General features: G+C 44.8%; 15 protein-coding genes. 8 read left to right on the top strand and 7 right to left on the bottom strand.

Going from position 1 to position 18,863, the window contains the following annotated elements; all coding sequences use genetic code 11:
* Positions 1 to 47: 47 nt before the first annotated feature.
* Together OX890_RS10285 and OX890_RS10280 are read right to left on the bottom strand one after the other, a co-directional pair.
* Entirely contained in the window at positions 48 to 1,760 is a 1,713-nt protein-coding gene (locus OX890_RS10285) for an AMP-binding protein (RefSeq protein ID WP_126491716.1), read from the bottom strand.
* Between the two features lie 139 nt (positions 1,761 to 1,899).
* The gene (locus OX890_RS10280; RefSeq protein WP_006082114.1) at positions 1,900 to 2,280 is read right to left on the bottom strand and encodes a DUF6508 domain-containing protein; all 381 of its coding nucleotides are present in this window, start codon (positions 2,278 to 2,280) and stop codon (positions 1,900 to 1,902) included.
* Positions 2,281 to 2,557: 277 nt separating this feature from the next.
* Here OX890_RS10280 and OX890_RS10275 point away from each other — a divergent pair, with 277 nt between their 5' ends.
* From OX890_RS10275 to OX890_RS10265, 3 genes are all read left to right on the top strand, one after another.
* On the top strand, positions 2,558 to 3,019 hold the full coding sequence (locus tag OX890_RS10275) for an EVE domain-containing protein (RefSeq protein WP_126491715.1): 462 nt from the start codon (positions 2,558 to 2,560) through the stop codon (positions 3,017 to 3,019).
* Positions 3,020 to 3,141: 122 nt separating this feature from the next.
* Entirely contained in the window at positions 3,142 to 3,486 is a 345-nt protein-coding gene (locus OX890_RS10270; protein WP_011847087.1) for a hypothetical protein, read from the top strand.
* A 510-nt stretch (positions 3,487 to 3,996) separates the two neighbouring features.
* Positions 3,997 to 5,268, top strand: a complete 1,272-nt coding sequence (locus OX890_RS10265; RefSeq protein WP_107948031.1) for a lipopolysaccharide biosynthesis protein — start codon at positions 3,997 to 3,999, stop codon at positions 5,266 to 5,268.
* A 127-nt stretch (positions 5,269 to 5,395) separates the two neighbouring features.
* Here OX890_RS10265 and OX890_RS10260 read toward each other — a convergent pair whose 3' ends face one another.
* Positions 5,396 to 6,190 carry a TIGR00266 family protein gene (locus tag OX890_RS10260; protein ID WP_126491714.1) on the bottom strand — a complete coding sequence of 265 codons (795 nt, stop codon included), beginning with the start codon at positions 6,188 to 6,190 and terminating at the stop codon, positions 5,396 to 5,398.
* A 303-nt stretch (positions 6,191 to 6,493) separates the two neighbouring features.
* A complete protein-coding gene (locus OX890_RS10255) occupies positions 6,494 to 7,408 on the bottom strand; it encodes a LysR family transcriptional regulator (protein WP_006082119.1) in 915 nt (304 codons plus the stop codon).
* Positions 7,409 to 7,622: 214 nt separating this feature from the next.
* On the opposite strand from OX890_RS10255, the gene OX890_RS10250 reads away from it, so the two are divergent.
* Positions 7,623 to 8,783 carry a homogentisate 1,2-dioxygenase gene (locus OX890_RS10250; RefSeq protein WP_126491713.1) on the top strand — a complete coding sequence of 387 codons (1,161 nt, stop codon included), beginning with the start codon at positions 7,623 to 7,625 and terminating at the stop codon, positions 8,781 to 8,783.
* Between the two features lie 97 nt (positions 8,784 to 8,880).
* Positions 8,881 to 9,921, top strand: a complete 1,041-nt coding sequence (gene hppD / locus OX890_RS10245; protein ID WP_259580653.1) for a 4-hydroxyphenylpyruvate dioxygenase — start codon at positions 8,881 to 8,883, stop codon at positions 9,919 to 9,921.
* Positions 9,922 to 10,036: 115 nt separating this feature from the next.
* On the opposite strand, the gene OX890_RS10240 is transcribed toward hppD, so the two are convergent.
* Positions 10,037 to 10,621 carry a sugar O-acetyltransferase gene (locus OX890_RS10240; RefSeq protein ID WP_268650567.1) on the bottom strand — a complete coding sequence of 195 codons (585 nt, stop codon included), beginning with the start codon at positions 10,619 to 10,621 and terminating at the stop codon, positions 10,037 to 10,039.
* A 357-nt stretch (positions 10,622 to 10,978) separates the two neighbouring features.
* On the opposite strand from OX890_RS10240, the gene OX890_RS10235 reads away from it, so the two are divergent.
* On the top strand, positions 10,979 to 11,602 hold the full coding sequence (locus OX890_RS10235) for a LysE family translocator (RefSeq protein ID WP_268650607.1): 624 nt from the start codon (positions 10,979 to 10,981) through the stop codon (positions 11,600 to 11,602).
* A 119-nt stretch (positions 11,603 to 11,721) separates the two neighbouring features.
* Here the strand turns inward: OX890_RS10235 and OX890_RS10230 are convergent, their stop codons facing one another.
* On the bottom strand, positions 11,722 to 13,134 hold the full coding sequence (locus tag OX890_RS10230) for a GNAT family N-acetyltransferase (RefSeq protein WP_268650566.1): 1,413 nt from the start codon (positions 13,132 to 13,134) through the stop codon (positions 11,722 to 11,724).
* 108 nt (positions 13,135 to 13,242) lie between these two features.
* Here OX890_RS10230 and ggt point away from each other — a divergent pair, with 108 nt between their 5' ends.
* The gene (gene ggt, locus OX890_RS10225) at positions 13,243 to 14,982 is read left to right on the top strand and encodes a gamma-glutamyltransferase (protein ID WP_268650565.1); all 1,740 of its coding nucleotides are present in this window, start codon (positions 13,243 to 13,245) and stop codon (positions 14,980 to 14,982) included.
* Between the two features lie 653 nt (positions 14,983 to 15,635).
* Here ggt and OX890_RS10220 read toward each other — a convergent pair.
* The gene (locus OX890_RS10220) at positions 15,636 to 17,459 is read right to left on the bottom strand and encodes an NACHT domain-containing protein (protein ID WP_126491708.1); all 1,824 of its coding nucleotides are present in this window, start codon (positions 17,457 to 17,459) and stop codon (positions 15,636 to 15,638) included.
* Positions 17,460 to 17,839: 380 nt separating this feature from the next.
* Between OX890_RS10220 and OX890_RS10215 the strand changes: the two genes are divergently transcribed.
* Positions 17,840 to 17,983 carry a hypothetical protein gene (locus tag OX890_RS10215; protein ID WP_172599573.1) on the top strand — a complete coding sequence of 48 codons (144 nt, stop codon included), beginning with the start codon at positions 17,840 to 17,842 and terminating at the stop codon, positions 17,981 to 17,983.
* Positions 17,984 to 18,863: the final 880 nt, after the last annotated feature.

Genomic DNA, 18,863 nt, shown 5'->3' with positions numbered 1-18,863 from the left:
TTGCGCGGCTTGAAAGTCAAAAAAGCAGGCTCGCCAAATCACATCACTTAAGCATTAATATCTTCATATAACTCTTGATACATCAGCTCACGCATTTTGAATTTCTGAATTTTCCCCGTTACTGTCATTGGATACTGATCCACAAACTTGATGTAACGCGGCACCTTGAAGTAGGCAAACTTCTCGGTGAGGAAATGACGAATATCTTCCTCGGTAATCGTCGCGCCAGAGCGGACTTTAATCCAAGCACACACTTCCTCCCCGTATTTATCGCTTTGAACACCAAAGACCGCCGCATCCTGCACATCTTTATGGGTGTAAAGTTTCTCTTCAATCTCACGGGGATAGATATTCTCGCCACCACGAATGATCATATCTTTAATGCGACCCACAATTTGCACATAACCTTGCTCATCCATTTGGCCGATATCGCCCGAATGTAGCCAACCCGCACTGTCTATGGTCGCCGCCGTTTTTTCGGGATCGTTCCAATAGCACTGCATAATGCAATATCCACGACTACAGACTTCACCGGGTTGATTAATTGGCAACACTTCACCAAATTCATCGACAATTTTCACTTCGGTATGGGGCAAAGCACGGCCAACAGTGAGCACCCGTTTCTCAACTGGCGAATCGATTTCGGTAATATGATTGAGCGGACTGCACTCAGTCTGACCATAACCAATCAGTACTTCCTTCATATACATGAGATTTTGTACTCGGCGCATCACTTCTTCTGGGCAAGTTGCCCCCGCCATCACCCCAGTTCGTAAAGAACTCAAATCAAAACGCGTAAATTCAGGATGCTCAAGCTCGGCAATAAACATGGTCGGTACGCCATGTAAAGCGGTGCAACGCTCTTGTTCAACTACTTGCAATGTCGTCAAGGGATCGAAGGATTCGCCGGGGAACACAGCCGCGGCGCCTTTGGCTAAGCAAACTAAACTGCCGAGCACCATGCCAAAGCAATGATATAAGGGCACAGGAATACAGAGTTTATCGTGGCAGGTAAACTTCATCGCCTCTGCGACTAAATAGCCATTATTCAAAATGTTATGGTGGGATAAGGTCGCACCTTTCGGGCTGCCCGTCGTGCCAGAGGTAAACTGGATATTAATCGAATCATACGGGCTTAATGCTTTACCGATACTCTCGAGTGCCGCCTTGTCATCGGCGGTCATATCGACGAGCAAGTCATCAAAATTCAACATGCCGACAGATTTTTCAGCGCCCATACGGATCACAAACTCGAGATCAGGAACGGCCTTCGCCTGTAGTTGACCCGCAGGGCAAGAAGTTAGCTCAGGCGCCAATTCGTATAGCATTTCGAGGTAATTACTGGATTTAAACTTGTCGGCACAAATTACCGCGCGGCACCCCACATTACTCAGCGCGTATTGCAACTCTTCCGGTCGATAAGCGGGGTTAATACACACCATGATGGCGCCAATTTTAGCGGTCGCATATTGGGTTAAGCACCATTCAATATTGTTGGGTGACCAAATGCCCACCCTATCGCCGGACTTAATACCGAGTTTTAATAATCCTGTGGCGAGCGCATCGATTTGAGCGAGATATTGGCGATAGTTCCAGCGGATATGTTGATGATGTACGACAACCGCTAATTGGTCGGGATAGGTTGTCGCAACCTCATCAAGATATTGACCTATGGTTTTCTCAACGAGTTTCGGTGATCGCACACCATGAAACTCGCTGACGTTGAGCGGGCTGATAACTTGGCTTGTTGGAACTGACATTAAGGCCTCCGTGCATTTATTATTATGGTTAGCGAGGTCCAAACTAACCAATCCACGGATCATGTCACAAGCAAAAAAGCACTTTATTAGACTAAAGAGTAAGATAATCGATTAAATAACAATCCATTAAAGTGCGGGGTTAGCGACTGATAAATTCAAGATGAGTACTCGACTTAGGCACATTTAAGCTTTGCAAGCGCTCAACAATGGCCAGTAAAATCCCTTGGCGACGCATATTCTCTAACACGCCAGGGCTAAAGACCTCAAGTCGCGTCATGGCGGTCAGCAGCAATTTGCATTGTGCTATGCTCGCTTCACGAATGTAGGCGGGTTTATCGACTAAGTAACTGTTGTTATACCAATAGTCCCAAGTGAAATTTGCCAATAACCAACCTTGGGTTGTCAGGTCATTAATAAATTCCAGCATCCGCTCATGGCTTAGGATCACATCACCCGCTGTAAAATCCTTAAGATATTTAGTGTATAAACCACAGTCGGACGTCATTGTTGAAGTTCCCATCACACACCTCACAGGTTTTGATTGCCACTGCTACCACAACTTGTATGGCACCAATCACAAACCGAGATCGAATTTGACGCTTTGCCTTAGTAACGAGAATCTGCATAAGGCATACCAAATAAGATTGCTGCCCACAGGCTAAGCCACCTTATCTGAACCGAAACTTAATCAAACTCACAATGCTTGATATGAGTGACGAACTGGGGTGTTCGACTAAATTAAGATAAACTCAGGGATATTGAAGCGCTTAACGGCAACTATGAATAAAGGAAACAAGATGAACTACTGGCTTATGAAATCGGAACCCGACGAATTCAGCATAGATGATCTTAAGGCTTGCCCGAACCAAACCGAAGCTTGGCATGGGATACGTAACTATCAGGCGCGTAACTTTATGCGCGATGAGATGCAGATTGGCGATCAGGTATTTTTTTACCATTCAAGCTGCAAAGTACCCGGTATTGTCGGTATCGCTGAAGTCGTGACAAATGCGTATCCCGACAGCACAGCCTTCGATCCCGAATCTAAGTATTTCGACCCTAAGTCAGATCCTACTAAACCAAGATGGCTACGAGTGGATATCCGCTTTGTCGAAAAATTTAACGATATTATTCCCTTAAGCTTGATTAAAAACCTGCCGCAATTGGCCGACATGTATTTAGTGTCTAAGGGCTCAAGGCTGAGTATCCAAGCTGTGACCACCGAACAATGGCAAGCTGTGCTAATGTTAACCCGTTGAGTTTAAGCATCTCGACTCAGTAACGTTCAGCTAAGGTTCATTTAGTATCGCCTATTGTTGGCCGCATCAAGCATTGCCGCTGCACTAACTCAATGCACTCTCAACGCCCCTTTGGAGCACAGATGAATAAATCAACGTCAGTGGTTATCGCAGGACTCGTGCTCAGCTTAATGGCACCTATCTCAGTTTTTGCTAAAGATGGCCATGAGCACGAGCACCACAAAAAAGAGAAAGGCTTACCACCTGGATTACAGAAAAAGGTCGACCACGGTGAACGTTTACCACCCGGTTGGCAGAAAAAACTCCATCGTGGTGATGTGCTTGAGCATGATATTTATGACCGCGGTCGTATCATTGTGCCCTTAGACAGAGATGGCATTATTAGCATCCAAGTTGAAGGTGCATTGATCAAACTCGATAACAACAGCCGTAAAATCCTCGATATCGTCAATATCATTACCGAATAACGCAAGACATTCGTGAGATGGCTAATCACGGCAGTTTTATTAGCACGCCCAGTTCTTATTAGGGCGTGCCATCATCCCAAATCATGATGCTTGCACAACCCTATCCCTTGTCTGTACTTCTATTTATCCCACAATTTCTCGCGAGTGAATGACTACAGTTACAATTAAGCAACATGCTGATATTTATCATATCTTTACTATCCGATGCTTGGTCACCTATCGGCTGAATGCTAGACTCAGCCAGTGCTAATATGCGTATAAACTTAAATGAAATGTCTTCGGCGGTACTCAAGGTTTTAGTCTGGACAGAAGACTAAGCTCCTGACATCAAAGCATTGGTATTAAGTTCTTTGCATAAAGTTATAGCATCGAACCGAATCAGATAAGCGTTATCAAAAGGTACTCACACAGCTAAAGTAACCAAAGCAGCCAAAGCATCGACTAATGCAAAACCTTAACGACACCCATAGCATCCCTATAATGACCGCAGACTAAAGCTGGATTTTGACAATGGAACACACCACATCACTTCAACGGGTTAAGCAGGCGATTATTGCGGGATTCTGGGCATCACTCGCCAGTATTTCTGTGGGTTTTCTCTTTAAGCTTTGGTTAGCACAATGGGTCGCCAAAGCGGATCTAGCGCTCTATCACACGGTTATCGATATTATCTCACTGTCGCTGATCCTGATGACAGGATTTCGCTCCTCTATGGTAGTGACCTACTCCCAGACCAAACAAGATGTGGATATCACCAATATATTCCGCTACAGCTTGATCGCTATGGTGCTGCTGACATGGGGCTTAGTCTTGCCCTATATCAAACACAAGCTTCACCTCAATGTAGAATATTTTCAATTGGTTGGCATTGTTTTGAGCATGGGGCTCAAGGTGTATTTTACCAATCAAATCGCTATGTACCGGCTATATGCCATCTCCAATCGAGTGACTTGGCTGGAACCGATAGCGCAAGTGACCAGCTTTTTCTTGTGTTTCTATGGGCTAAAACAAACGGCCATAGCCTCACTCTTTTATAGCATGACACTGTCATCGCTCATCGTTGCCTTATATATGTACTTAAAACGGCGCAAAGATATCGCCACGCCGCCCTTAAGTGCGGTGCATTTTGATACGGGCTTACGTAGTTTCATGAAAAAAAGCCTGACAGCGTCCATGGAAGCCGGTGCCAGTATCTTGATGATTTACATCACAGTACTGCTGACTATTGCCTATTTCAGCATAGATGAACTGGGTGATTTTCAAGTGGTAGTGCGGCCGATGATCACTTACCTCACCTTGCTGTTTGTCTTCCCCATCTACCGCTTTGTGCTGCCCGAAGTGGCAGTGTGTGTACGAGAAAAGCGCTTTGATGAAGTGCAACAAATCAAGTCATGGCTGACTAAAGTCTCCCTGTGGATCAGCGGGGTGTTTTTCGTCGCTATGATATTCGCGAGCAAGCCATTGGTGGCTTGGTTATTTCCCGAGCAATACATTAAAGCGGCCCCAGTATTAATGCATTTCTCTATGTTTTTTATATTTATGATGCTCAACGGCTATCAGTTGGCCTATATCAAAGCCCACGGCTACTTTACCCAAAGCCTGCTCATTCGCCTCGCAGGTATAGCAGTACTGGTCGGTACTTTCTACGCTTATCGCCTATATACCGAGAATGTCGTCGCAGTGATTTTAGCCTTGGGCACAGGCTATTTGATGATGTATCTGATATCGAAACTGGTGGAAAGACGCATTCAGCAAAGCCTTAACAACGGCGAAAACGCTTAAAACGTTGAAGGAAATGACAGGCTTCAACTAAAAAGGCATCCCAGAGGATTATCTGGAATGCCTTAAGAAGAGACAGCATGATTGCAAAATGGTGCTGTGATTGACTTAAATCGATTGAGCTTAGGGCTTAACGCCCATCAAGCATGCGGCCAAGACCACCAAGCACTGAACCTTCACCGCGATCACTGCCACCCGCAGATGGTGCATGGGCGATAATGCGATCCGCCATTCGTGAGAACGGTAAACTTTGCAGCCAAACCGTGCCGTGGCCTTTTAACGTCGCTAAAAATAAGCCTTCGCCGCCAAATACCATAGACTTTAACGAGCCTGCGCGCTCAATGTCGTAATCTATCCCAGGCGTAAATCCAACCAAACAACCTGTATCAACCCTTAAGGTTTCACCTCGCAGTTCTTTCTTCACTAAGGTGCCGCCCGCATGGATAAAAGTCATGCCATCGCCTTGTAGGCTTTGCAGAATAAACCCTTCGCCGCCGAAAAAGCCCGTACCTAAACGGCGATTAAATTTCATCGTCACCCGTGTACCTAAGGCCGCCGCTAAAAAACTGTCCTTTTGACAGATAAGCTCGCCGCCATATTCGGCTAAGTCGATCGCAAGGATAGTGCCCGGATAAGGGGCAGCAAAGGCGACTTTACGCTTTTGGTTGCCTTGATTGGTAAAGTGAGTCATAAAAATGCTCTCACCCGTCAGCACCCGCTTACCTGCGCCCATCAACTTGCCAAAAAAGCCGGACTCTGGTTCAGAGCCATCGCCCATTTTGGCCTCAAAGCTAATATCTTGCTCTAGGTAGTTCATCGCGCCCGCTTCGGCGACCACGGTTTCGTTAGGATCGAGCTCCACTTCAACCAACTGCATACTGTGGCCGATGATTTCATAATCCACTTCATGACAACGTCTAGACATACTGTTCCCCTTAACTGTCAGTTCCTTGTTACTAGCCTTTAGATTGACCGCGATTGACGACTCTTTACTTATCGCGGCTCAATTTCACTGTTAATCTAGAGCTTAATTTATGCCCTAACTTATGCCTTAATTTTGACCTAAATCTAAGCTAAGTCTGAATCTAGGACTTATTCTAAGTCTCAATCTAAGCTAAGCCTGAATCGAGACCTTAATCAAACCTCGGCATTAATCTATGACATAAAATGTCAAAATGCGATTATTTTATGCGGTAACTTGTATCAAAAGATGACAAACGGCGACTTATCAACCTAAACCCACGCCATTAAACTGCTCAGCCTTAGCAAACTCCTCTAATATCAACTCGGTAAAAAGTTGTCCCGCACGGCCTAATGGCCGCTCTAAGGTCGAGACGAGCTGTGGAATAAAGGTAAAACGGCTGCCACCGACAAAGTCGATTTCAACTAACTCCCCTTTCGCCAACTCTTCTTGCACTAAAAAGTCCGGCAACCAACCAAAACCTAAGCCTTTTAACAAGGCGTTCTTTTTCATGATAAAGCCTGAAAGATAAAACACTTTATCGCCGCCAAATTGCATTTCATCGCGGTAACTTTTATTGGGCGAAGAGTCTTCGATAGTCAATTCCACGTGTTGCTGCAGTTCCGACAAACTAATTTCGCGAATAAAAGACAAAGGATGCGAAGCACTTGCCACCAGCACACTGGTGATGGCTGGCAAAGGTTGCGGATGATAATAGGGGCCAGTGCGATAATCTTTCACTAACATTAAGTCGGCATTATCACGCTCGAATCTGTGTTGTACGCCGCCTAAAAATTCCATATTGAGCTGAATTTTTGTGGGGATTTGATGTTCAGCCATGCGCTTTAAAGCCGTCATAATTGGCTCCATCGGCAAGGCTCCGTCTATCACTAGCTCTAGCTTTGGCTCCCAACCCTCACTAAAACGGCTGGCAAGATGTTCAATGTTTGCAAGGTGTTGCAACAATCTTCGCCCCTCGGCCAAAATCACCCGGCCCTCTTGCGTCAGCTCTGCACGATATTGCTCACGGCTAAAAAGCTGCACGCCTAAGTGCTCTTCTAACTTTTTAACTTGATAACTCACTGCCGATTGCGCCTTGTGTAACCGCTCAGCCGCCTTGGCAAAACTGCCCTCTTCCACCAGCACTTGCAGCACATTAAAAGCATCAATATCGATGCGCATGGTCACTCCTTGGCTCTTATGAACATGTCACGGAAACACTACGATTCGTAAAGATTAGAATACCATCTAATTTTTAGATTGAGATAACGGATTTATTATTCTTTTTTTTGTTCATTCAAGCAACTAAATTGATAACAAGATCACACTAATGCAACTTGCAGCATAACGACCAGCGATGTAGGTAACCCAGCAGCGCAATATTGAAGGAATAACCATGCCATTTTATGTGAAACAAGGCCAGATCCCCCATAAGCGCCATATCGCATTTGAAAAGGAGAACGGCGAGCTTTACCGTGAAGAGTTGTTCTCAACCCATGGTTTTTCCAATATTTATTCCAATAAATATCACCACAACATGCCAACCAAAGCGTTGGAAGTAGCACCTTACAGCCTAGGCCACGGTGCCAATTGGGAAGACTCGCTGGTCCAAAACTATAAACTCGATTCCCGCGATGCCGACCGTGAAGGTAATTTTTTCAGCGCCCGTAACAAGATTTTTTATAACAATGACTTAGCACTTTATACCGCCAAAGTCACCGCCGATACCGACGAGTTTTACCGTAATGCCTATGCCGATGAGGTGGTTTTTGTCCACGAAGGCGAAGGCACACTCTACAGCGAGTACGGCACGATTAAGGTTCAAAAGTGGGACTATCTCGTGATCCCACGCGGCACGACTTATCAGCTTAAATTCAACGATTACAGCAATGTGCGACTTTTCGTCATCGAGTCATTCTCTATGGTGGAAGTGCCTAAGCATTTCCGTAACGAGTATGGTCAGCTATTAGAATCGGCACCTTATTGCGAGCGCGATTTACGCGTACCTACATTGCAAGATGCTGTGGTTGAGCGCGGCGCCTTCCCCTTAGTGTGTAAGTTTGGCGATAAATACCAACTCACCACTCTTGAATGGCATCCCTTTGATTTAGTGGGTTGGGATGGCTGTGTTTACCCTTGGGCATTCAACATTACCGAATACGCGCCAAAGGTGGGCAAAATCCATCTGCCGCCTTCTGATCACTTAGTCTTTACTGCCCATAACTTTGTGATTTGTAACTTCGTGCCGCGCCCCTACGATTTCCACCCGAAATCGATTCCAGCGCCTTATTACCACAACAATATCGATAGCGACGAAGTTTTGTATTACGTCGATGGCGACTTTATGAGCCGCACGGGCATTGAAGCAGGTTACATGACCTTACATCAAAAAGGTGTGGCCCACGGCCCACAACCGGGTCGCACTGAAGCCTCGATTGGCAAGAAAGAAACCTATGAATACGCAGTGATGGTGGACACCTTCGCCCCACTGAGATTAACCGAACATGTACAAAATTGCATGAGCAAAGACTACAACCGCTCTTGGCTAGAAGACTAGCCCTAAGCCACCAGCGCACCGAAACGGTTGCGTATCCCAACGTAATAAAAGGGATAAAGAGTGTCGGCGGTTGAACTAAAATAATGAGGAAAACATCATGGCAAGCGAACTAAATCCACTGGGCTTATTAGGTATCGAATTCACTGAATTCGCCAGCCCTGATACTGATTTTATGCACAAAGTCTTTATCGACTTTGGTTTTTCACTGCTGAAAAAAGCCAAGAACAAAGACATTCTGTACTACAAACAGAATGACATTAATTTTCTGCTCAACACTGGGCGCGAAGGTTTCTCAGCTAAGTTTGCCAAATCCCACGGCCCAGCCATTTGTTCTATGGGCTGGCGGGTAGAAGATGCTGGCTTTGCCTATCGCGTTGCCGTTGAACGTGGTGCAAAACCCGCCGATGATGCCAATAAAGATCTGCCTTATCCTGCGATTTACGGCATTGGCGACAGTTTGATTTATTTCATCGACACCTTCGGCGCAGAAGACAATATCTATGCCGCTGATTTTGAAGACTTAGACGAGCAAGTGATCACCCAAGAGAAAGGCTTTATCGAAGTCGATCACTTAACCAATAACGTCTACAAAGGCACAATGGAACATTGGGCTAACTTCTATAAAAACATTTTTGGTTTTACTGAAGTGCGCTACTTTGACATCAGCGGTGTACAAACCGCACTAGTGTCCTACGCCCTGCGCTCGCCCGATGGCAGCTTCTGTATTCCGATTAACGAAGGTAAAGGCAGCGATAAGAACCAAATCGATGAATACCTGAAGGAATATAACGGCCCAGGTGTGCAACATTTAGCCTTTAGAAGTCGCGATATCGTAAAATCGCTGGATGCGATGGAAGGCAGTTCAATCCAATGCCTAGACATCATCCCTGAATACTACGACACCATATTTGAGAAGTTGCCGCAGGTGACTGAGAATCGTGAGCGCATCAAACATCACCAAATTCTGGTGGATGGCGATGAATCCGGTTATTTACTGCAAATTTTCACTAAAAACCTGTTCGGACCGATTTTTATCGAAATCATCCAACGCAAAAATAACTTAGGTTTTGGCGAAGGCAACTTTACTGCCCTGTTTGAATCGATTGAACGGGATCAAATGCGCCGCGGCGTACTGTAAGTTTTCATCACCCATAAAAAACGGTACGCACTGCGTACCGTTTTTTGTTTCTACGACTATTTAAATCGTCATCTAAATCAGCATTGAGGCTAATCACTCGGCATACTTGCCTGCATTATTCCACATTGATGGGTTTGATAACCTTACAAGGGTTGCCAGCCGCCACACAGTTCGCGGGAATGCTCTTATTCACTACGCTACCGGCACCGATGACACAATTATCGCCAATGGTCACACCGGGCAACACTGAGACATTCCCCCCAAGCCAGACATTATTACCGATTTGAATTGGCGCGCCGTATTCCGTCGTTTGCCGCGCAATGGGATCGATAGGATGCGTTGCGGTAGAAATCATCACATGGGGACCAAACATCACGTTATCGCCAATCGAGACTGAGCAAACGTCTAATATGGTTAGATTATGATTAGCGTAAAATTGTTTACCAATATGAATGTTATAACCGTAGTCACAAAAAAAATTGGGCTCAATATGGGCGCAGTGTTGAATATCGAGCAGGACACGAAGGTGATCCATACGGGCATCAAGCTGAGTCGGTTCGGCCAGATTAAACTGATGGCAAACGGATTTCGCCCGCATCCGCTCAGCTAATAGCTCATCATCCCATGCCTTATAGGGCTGACCCGCTAACATTTTTTGTTTCTCTGTCTGTTTTATTTCAGTCCCTTTACTCTCAACCATAATGCATCCCCTGCAGTTAATTTCATGCAGTCACCCTACCAAACCTCAGCATTCAAGCTCAAGTGACTAAATTAATAAAAGTAACAAAAGTGACAAACAGAAAATATGGTGAGATTAATCTCTCATCTATCGCTAATACGGCACACTTTGTACCGCAAAGATGGGGATCAGCTGGGTAAACTCGATAGATAAATAGCGAGGTCTTATGGTGATAGCAGAGTAAACATCCCCAAAAGATGAATTGTTTACATACTAAGTTACAGTTACGCATCGAAAAAAACGGGACGCAGATTGGCTAAAGCTATGGTTTTCATTACACTATCGGCCTTCCCATCTTCACCCAAGACAGACCAAACCATGCCAGATTTTGCTTTACTTGCAGTGTTTATCCCGACCTTCTTCTTTGTTTCTATCACCCCGGGCATGTGTATGACGCTCGCCATGACCTTGGGCATGAGCATAGGTGTGCGCCGCACCCTGTGGATGATGCTGGGTGAACTGGTAGGCGTAGCGTTAGTGGCGACAGCCGCCGTGATGGGCGTTGCCAGTATCATGCTCAACTATCCCGAAGTCTTTCAAATCTTCAAATGGGTTGGCGGAATTTATTTAGGCTATATCGGCGTACAGATGTGGCGTGCCCGCGGTAAGATGGCCATGTTAAGCGATGACGACACTAACCCCAGAGCCAGCAATGTTACCTTGATCTCCCAAGGCTTTATTACCGCCATTGCCAATCCTAAAGGTTGGGCATTTATGGTGTCGCTACTGCCGCCTTTTATCAATGCCGAGCGCGACGTTGCGCCGCAGCTGCTCGCACTGCTGAGCATTATTATGGTGACCGAGTTTACCTCTATGCTCGCCTACGCCAGCGGCGGCAAAAGCCTACGTATTTTCCTAAGCCGCGGCGATAATATTCGCTGGTTAAACCGCATTGCAGGCAGCCTGATGATAGGCGTGGGCGTGTGGTTAGCCATGAGCTAACATTCATAGCCAATATTCAAAACTAACCTTTTGAATTAACAGCTTAGATAGAACTGCTTAGGTTGAACAAGCACGACATAAATGAGAGCCCAATAAAGTCCCGTTAACTCGATCTTTTATTAGGGCTCTTTTTTGTAGGGCAAAACAGCTCGCATCTGCGCCATATATTGCTGCATTTGCTGTGCTTCTTGCTCAACAAAATCGGCAATCGCCGCCCTAAATCCTAAATGGGCAATATTATGGTAGGAATACATTTCAACAGGTTCGAAGCCGCGCAGCACCTTATGCTCCCCCTGTGCGCCCGCATCAAACATTTGGAATCCATGTTCAATACAGTATTGAATGCCTTGATAATAACAGGCCTCAAAATGCAAGCCGTCGAGCTCAACCGTTGTACCCCAATAACGGCCATATAAGCATTTTTGCCCTTGAGTATTCTCGCCTTTGAGATACAAGGCGCCTGCTACCATCTCGCCCTTGGCATCTTCGACCACCAACAGTAGGACTTGCGCAGCGAGTTGTGCCCGCAACTGCTGAAAAAAGGTTGGCGTTAAATAGCCGCGATGACCGGAGCGCTTAAGGTAAGTTAATTGATAACATTGGATAAACGTCTGCCATTGCGAAGCAGTAATATGCTCCCCTTCAACAAAGTGAAACTTAAGATTAAAAGGCTGTAACTGCGCCCGCTCCTTCAAGATATTCTTACGTTTGCGCGAACTAAAGCCCGCCAGAAAATCATCAAAGTCGCGATAACCGCGATTGTGCCAATGGAACTGAGTGCCTAAGCGTTTTAACAGTGGATTGGGCGAGCCTTCAAATAACGGTGTTTGGCTTGGGGTAACAAATAAGCTATGCCATGAAGAAATTGGGCTGTCGCCCTGATCTTTAACGCTTTGTACTGATCCATCAAGATCAGCATCATCAACAACGGACTGATTAAGCTCTGACTCATCAAAAACCGCATCACCTTGCTCTAACACACAAGGCTCTGACGCAAACAGCTCTGATGTTAGCCGGCGATTCAATGTCAGCAGCAGTAATTGCGCCACGCGCAGTTGCTCAACGCTATCTAATACAGAATGAATGCCCATCCTTCGCCCTTGCACTGGGGTAAAAGGGATTGCATTCACCCATTTGGGATAATAATCGAGTCCATGGCGCTCATAGGCTTCGGCCCACGCCCAATCGAACACATACTCGCCGTAGGAGTGGGACTTTTGATACAAGGGCATCACCGCCACCAGCGATAATGGCTTGAAGTGCTTAGCCGCTTGCCGGCTTATCAGAGCTCCTGCAGCCAAAGGCGACAAGCTTTTATCGGTACTTACAACATCACTTAATGTGTCACCCACATCAAACACGCATAAATGCCGCGGCGTCCAACCCGTTGCAGCGCAGGCCGAATGGCTCTGCTCAAGCGCCAACAGAAACTCATGGCGACAGAAGGGATTCGCCTCCCCCATAACGGCATTCCACGCACTGGCCGATATGTCCGACATTGAGCTCGCAAAGGCCAAGATAAGCTGTCTCATTGGGTAAATTCTCGTCCTTTACGGATCTTAACTAATATACAAGGTTGCAATTAAGCCTAATTCTCGGCACATTGCATAGCCATAATGAAAATAAATTCAGGATTGAGTATGCGTCCAACAAGACCTTTTAGACCTCTTATTCTCGCCATTGCCATGGCGCTTCCCCTACTATCATCACCCAGTCTGCTTGCCGAAGAATCGTCAATTTTCAGCCAGATGGCCACAGCACAACCTGTGTGGGCCAAGCATGGCATGGTTGCCAGCCAAGAAACACTCGCCAGTCGCACTGGCGTTGAGATCCTAAAACAAGGCGGCAATGCCGTTGATGCGGCCGTGGCCGTGGCCTTCAGTTTGGCAGTCACCTTACCACGTGCCGGCAATATCGGTGGCGGCGGTTTTATGCTGGTGCATATTGCTAAAGAAAACAAAACCATCGCAATCGATTACCGTGAAATGGCGCCATCTAAAGCCAAGAAAGATATTTTCCTCGACGAGAATGGCGATGCAGTTGAGAAGCTGAGCCGCGAACACGGCCTTGCCGTAGGCGTCCCTGGTACAGTGATGGGCATGAGCTTAGCCCTTGAAAAATATGGCACTATGACACTCGCTCAAGTCACTGCTCCCGCAATTAAAATGGCGCAGGAAGGCATTAGCGTGACGCCAGATCTTGCCGAATCTCTTGCAGGTCTAAAACGCCGCATGACCCAATGGCCAACCACGGCTGCTATCTTCTACAAAGCCGACGGCAGTGACTATCAAGTTGATGATATTCTTAAACAACCTGAGCTTGCCCATTCATTAAGTCTGATCGCTGAAAAAGGCACCAAAGGATTCTACGAAGGTGAAACCGCCACTAAACTCATCAATGCGGTGAAAGACGCTGGCGGCATTATGACTTTAGACGACCTTAAAAATTATAAGGTTGTAGAACGCGAACCCGTGCGCGGCGAATACCGTGGCTACGAGGTTGTATCTATGCCACCACCATCATCGGGCGGCGTGCACGTCATAGAAATGCTTAATGTGTTGCAACAATTCCCAATTGATAAACTCGGCCACAATACGGCGCAGACGATTCATCTGATGGCAGAAACCATGAAGCACGCCTATGCCGATCGCAGCGAATACTTAGGCGACCCCGACTTTTATAAGGTGCCCGTCAAAGCCTTAACCAGTAAGGACTACGCCCAAAAAATCGCCAGCCAAATCGCGATGAATAAGACAACGCCAAGCGCCGAAATCAAGCCGGGTAAACTCGCGCCCTATGAGAGCGACCAAACCACTCACTTCTCGGTAGTTGATAAATGGGGCAATGCGGTTTCAAACACTTACACCTTAAACTTCAGCTACGGCTCAGGTTTAGTGGCCAAGGGAACTGGCATTTTGCTCAATAACGAGATGGATGATTTCTCGGCCAAACCCGGCGTGCCAAACGGCTACGGTTTAGTTGGCGGTGATGCCAATGCGGTCGAAGGCAATAAGCGCCCATTGAGCTCCATGAGCCCCACTATTGTGATGAAAGATGGCAAGCCCTTCCTCGTCACTGGCAGCCCAGGCGGTTCACGCATTATCACCACCACACTGCAGATCATCATGAATGTGATCGACCATGGATTAAACATCGCCGAAGCCAGTAATGCAGCGCGGGTGCACCATCAATGGCTGCCCGATGAACTACGAGTCGAATCCAGCTTAAACCGCGATACCATTTCTCTGCTCGAAGCCAAAGGCCACAAAGTGAAAGTACAGTCAGCTATGGGCAGTACACAATCAATCATGGTGACCGAACAAGGGATTTTTGGTGCGTCTGATCCACGCCACTCGGGTAGCGAAGCCATCGGCTACTAGCATCTCCATGATGCCAATGTTAGTGAAAGAGATGAGTGAGTGAAATAGGTAAATGAGATAAAAGGATTTATGACCTATTCGAACTAGGTCATAAACTCTGAGTAAAGCTTGTCCTTCCGCTCAGTGAATGCAAACTTTCGATTAAAAAAGCCCAGCTATACATCACTGTATAAGCAGGGCTTTTTATTGTGTGGAAACAAGTAATCATACTGAACATAGCTGACTTTTAGACCTAATAGTTTAGGCAAACTGTACTGGGTGGCCTGTTATTTCAGTCGCCTGTTATTTCAGTCGTTAGGATCGTAGCGTTGGCTGGTATCCACTCATATAGGCTTGCCATGGCATTCACTCTCCGACACGCAGCTAGTCCGTCCTTGGATGCTCGACCGCCCCGTCCATGGGGCGGACGGTCGTCTCGCTAATCACCATGGCTCACCTTTTTGGCACTAATGTAACCTGTCTGTATGAAGGAGATACCCAGCACGCTTTTGGACAAAAGCGTGTTAGAACATTGAATCTAACTAACCTACCGTCGATTATAAAAAGTAGGTTAGTTTATTCGAAAGGACAGACTGCTTTATTTATTATTGTCTTTGCTATCACCTGTTTACATATACCAGATTATAGTACAACTGAAGTATGGCCTACAGTTTCTAAAGATTATATACGTCATCAACATCTTCTTCTGTCTTATTAGAAATTTTATCAAGCTTTCTATCTAATTCAGTCTCAGCATCACTCAGTTCTTCTTCTAACGCCCTACAAACCTTTTGAATAAACTTATCATCGGAATAGTATAATTCGACAATATTTTTTGCTGGATACATATTCAATTGGCGATGGGTAGTATGAGAGGGAACTAGTTTCTCATTTATGATAGACAAGTCGTTTTTGCACAATAATATATCAACCTGTTCAGAAATTTCATCTATAACATCCTCACCAAGCAATAATATGTAGATAAAAAGGTTAGAGTATGACGTTTCAATCAGCCTACCTCCAAGGGCTACACTTTTGGACTCAATAATTATTTCAACTAGATGAGTGAAATTAATCTCCCTTAATGAATAGATGTCGAGATACTTGTACGGTGCTATACATTTATTCTGCAGCAAGTATGGTATAATATAAAATTCATACATATATACTTCATCAATTTCACAAAGAAATTTAATCACTTCTCTCATTCTAAGACCGAAGCTGTTGTCACTTAAACATTTAGAATAGAAGACCTTCTTTTTACTATGATGCAATGAAGTAATATACTTTGCAGCGTAAAACTCTTGAAAACTGCGATGGATATATTTATATTCATCGAAACCATCTTTAACTAGGATGTTGCAAGCACTCTTTAGGCATTTAAAAACTGCGTCTAATTCGCTTGATTCGAAAGATTGGTTCTTTAGCGACTTTAAACACACATCATCAAAATCAAACTTTGTAAAGTTATACTTCTCATCTATTGTCAAGTAATAGGACAGATTGTTAACAACGCTTAGTATTTGAACATCTTCAAGATTTGTTTTTATTTCTCGACGAATTTGCTTACCGGATTTAGTGTTATCGTGAATAGAAAGCAAAGTGTTAAATACACGATTATAAAACTCCGACATTGTTTTAGGGATACTCTTCCATCTTTTGTATGTAAGAGAGACAAGAACAGCTAAAATTGGAGTTTTAATTGCACCAGAGGCAAAACTGCTAGAGAAGATGGCACTAGTCGCATTTATTGCGTCCGCTTTTGATTCACATACTTGTTCCAATATTTTTTTCACCTGCATTCTATCCAGATCAACCATCTGGTAATGATTTCCCAAAGAATTTCGTGAAATCTGCAAGTTTGGCCTTGTTGTAACAATTAGGTTTATGTTTTCATAATTTTGGCAAAACTGAACAATTCTCTGCTCGCAAATATCCATAAGATCTGATGGCAATTCGTCAAAAGCATCAAGCAATACTGTAAATCGTCCCTCTCTAAGCAACTTGGTTACAAAGCTAATATCGACTTGCAGTCCGCACTGATTAAGCCATTCGCATAATTGGATTTCAATCCTATCATCCTTAAAGTACTTTAATTCGAAGAAAATTGGGATTTGTTCGGATAATTCATCAACAATGAGAGTTCTCATTAAGTGACGCAGGAAGGTTGATTTTCCATGTCCAGCTACACCTGAAACCGCACTGAAACCACGCCCCCGACTTAGAAGAGACTCTACTTTGAATTTATTTCCTTGCGCAGTTTCTATATTTATAGGTACATATATATCATCAATATATGTTTTTTGGTCTGGATTATTAATCGTAAAGAAATATAGATATCCAATTATCTTGCTCTGATATTTTATTAGTTCTCTCTCACCTACATGCTCCTGCCACTTATTATTAATTTTTTTCTTTAGAAAGTTTGTTAATGCTTCGGCCTCTTTACCTGCTACATTCTTAATTGCCGCTGCTGTTGCCGTCTCAATGCTATCCATATAATTTCTTTCCTATGACTATTGCGGTCAACAATATAATGGTTTGTGATAAAACAACAGAAATTTTATTAACATTTTAGTTTTTTGTACCATTCGCTAAATTCATGACAAAATCTGAGTTAAAGTTAGTTAGTATTCTTCACGTCATTGGATTTTATTTCTTTGACACAGCCTCTGAGCTGTAGAGCTTTTTTGAAAAAATAATATTGCGTGGTTTCTACGTATTTCATTGAAAATCCTTTGTCATCGTTGTAATCCTTCATATTTTTTTAAGTTTAGCTGATTTAATGAGGATAATATACTCAACTGAGCCTCTTTTGGGCTCCGCGCAGCGGCTTAGTTCTACGTTTGGTTAAGGGGCGGGCTTTAAGCCCGTCCCAATGAGCGAAGCGAATGGTTTGAACCAGTTGTTACAGCATACTGCCCCGGACCTGAAAGATATTGCCTTCGGGATCATGAGCATCACAGACTTTATTGCCTTGAAACTCCCACTCGTGTTCTGGGCTATTCAGCTCGCCACCTAAGACGGGATGCTTAGCTTACATCAACGTCTGAGCACGCTTAATAAAGACACATCTAACACTCAACATCCTCCCTACCAGTAGTCCGCAGGATTTCATTAAGTTTGTGGATCTGTTTTGGATGCAATTTAACATCCAGAGAGAATAACCGCTGTGTCAAAAGCCTTATCACAAGAGCTTCACCGGGGTGACTTCCGGTAAAAGGTTGTCCTTTAAAGGTCAGGCAATGAAACACTCTTGGTTAGAGTGAGTCACCAGTGAGAAGTTAAAATATTTTTTTGGCATCCCTTGAAACCTGATTTCACACCCTCATCTACTAAAGTGAGGATATTCCCTCATTAAAAATAAGGTTAACTATTATGGCTCTTAAACCAGGTCCAAAACCGATTGCTGATTCTACTGGTAAAGTTGATCAACGCAGACGTGACAATAAAAACACCCCCGGCAACAACCCCGATTTAAAACCTAGCAAGTCTTCGAAAAAATGATATGTAACACTGCCGATATAGGCTGCTTTCGAGTAGCCTATATTTTCCAGACTCTATGTTGTTAGCGTTTAAGTACACCTTTCTAAACCCTCAAAATACAGCCTCTCATACTCTGCTGGCGCCAGAATCGCCACAGTCAAAGTAGCCACTTGGTCATCAATCATGACTCGAGAGCTGTCAGCGAACTACGCCGAAACACGGAATGGGGCAATATCTTTTTAGCTAAACGAACAGCAGAAGTGTTAATTAAGATTGGCATTGTTGCAACAGTGACCGTTGGCGGCATGTTAAGTAGAGCCCTCAGGGATACTTCTTATTAAATGAAAGGGGGCGAGTCACTGGGGAAACAATGACAATTCATGCAGCACAACTGACGATATAACTCACAAGCTTTT

This window comes from Shewanella sp. DAU305 (assembly GCF_026802235.1).
Lineage (GTDB): Bacteria > Pseudomonadota > Gammaproteobacteria > Enterobacterales > Shewanellaceae > Shewanella > Shewanella baltica.
Note: the sequence above shows the minus strand (reverse complement) of the source record. Positions and strands in the feature narration are given on the sequence as shown.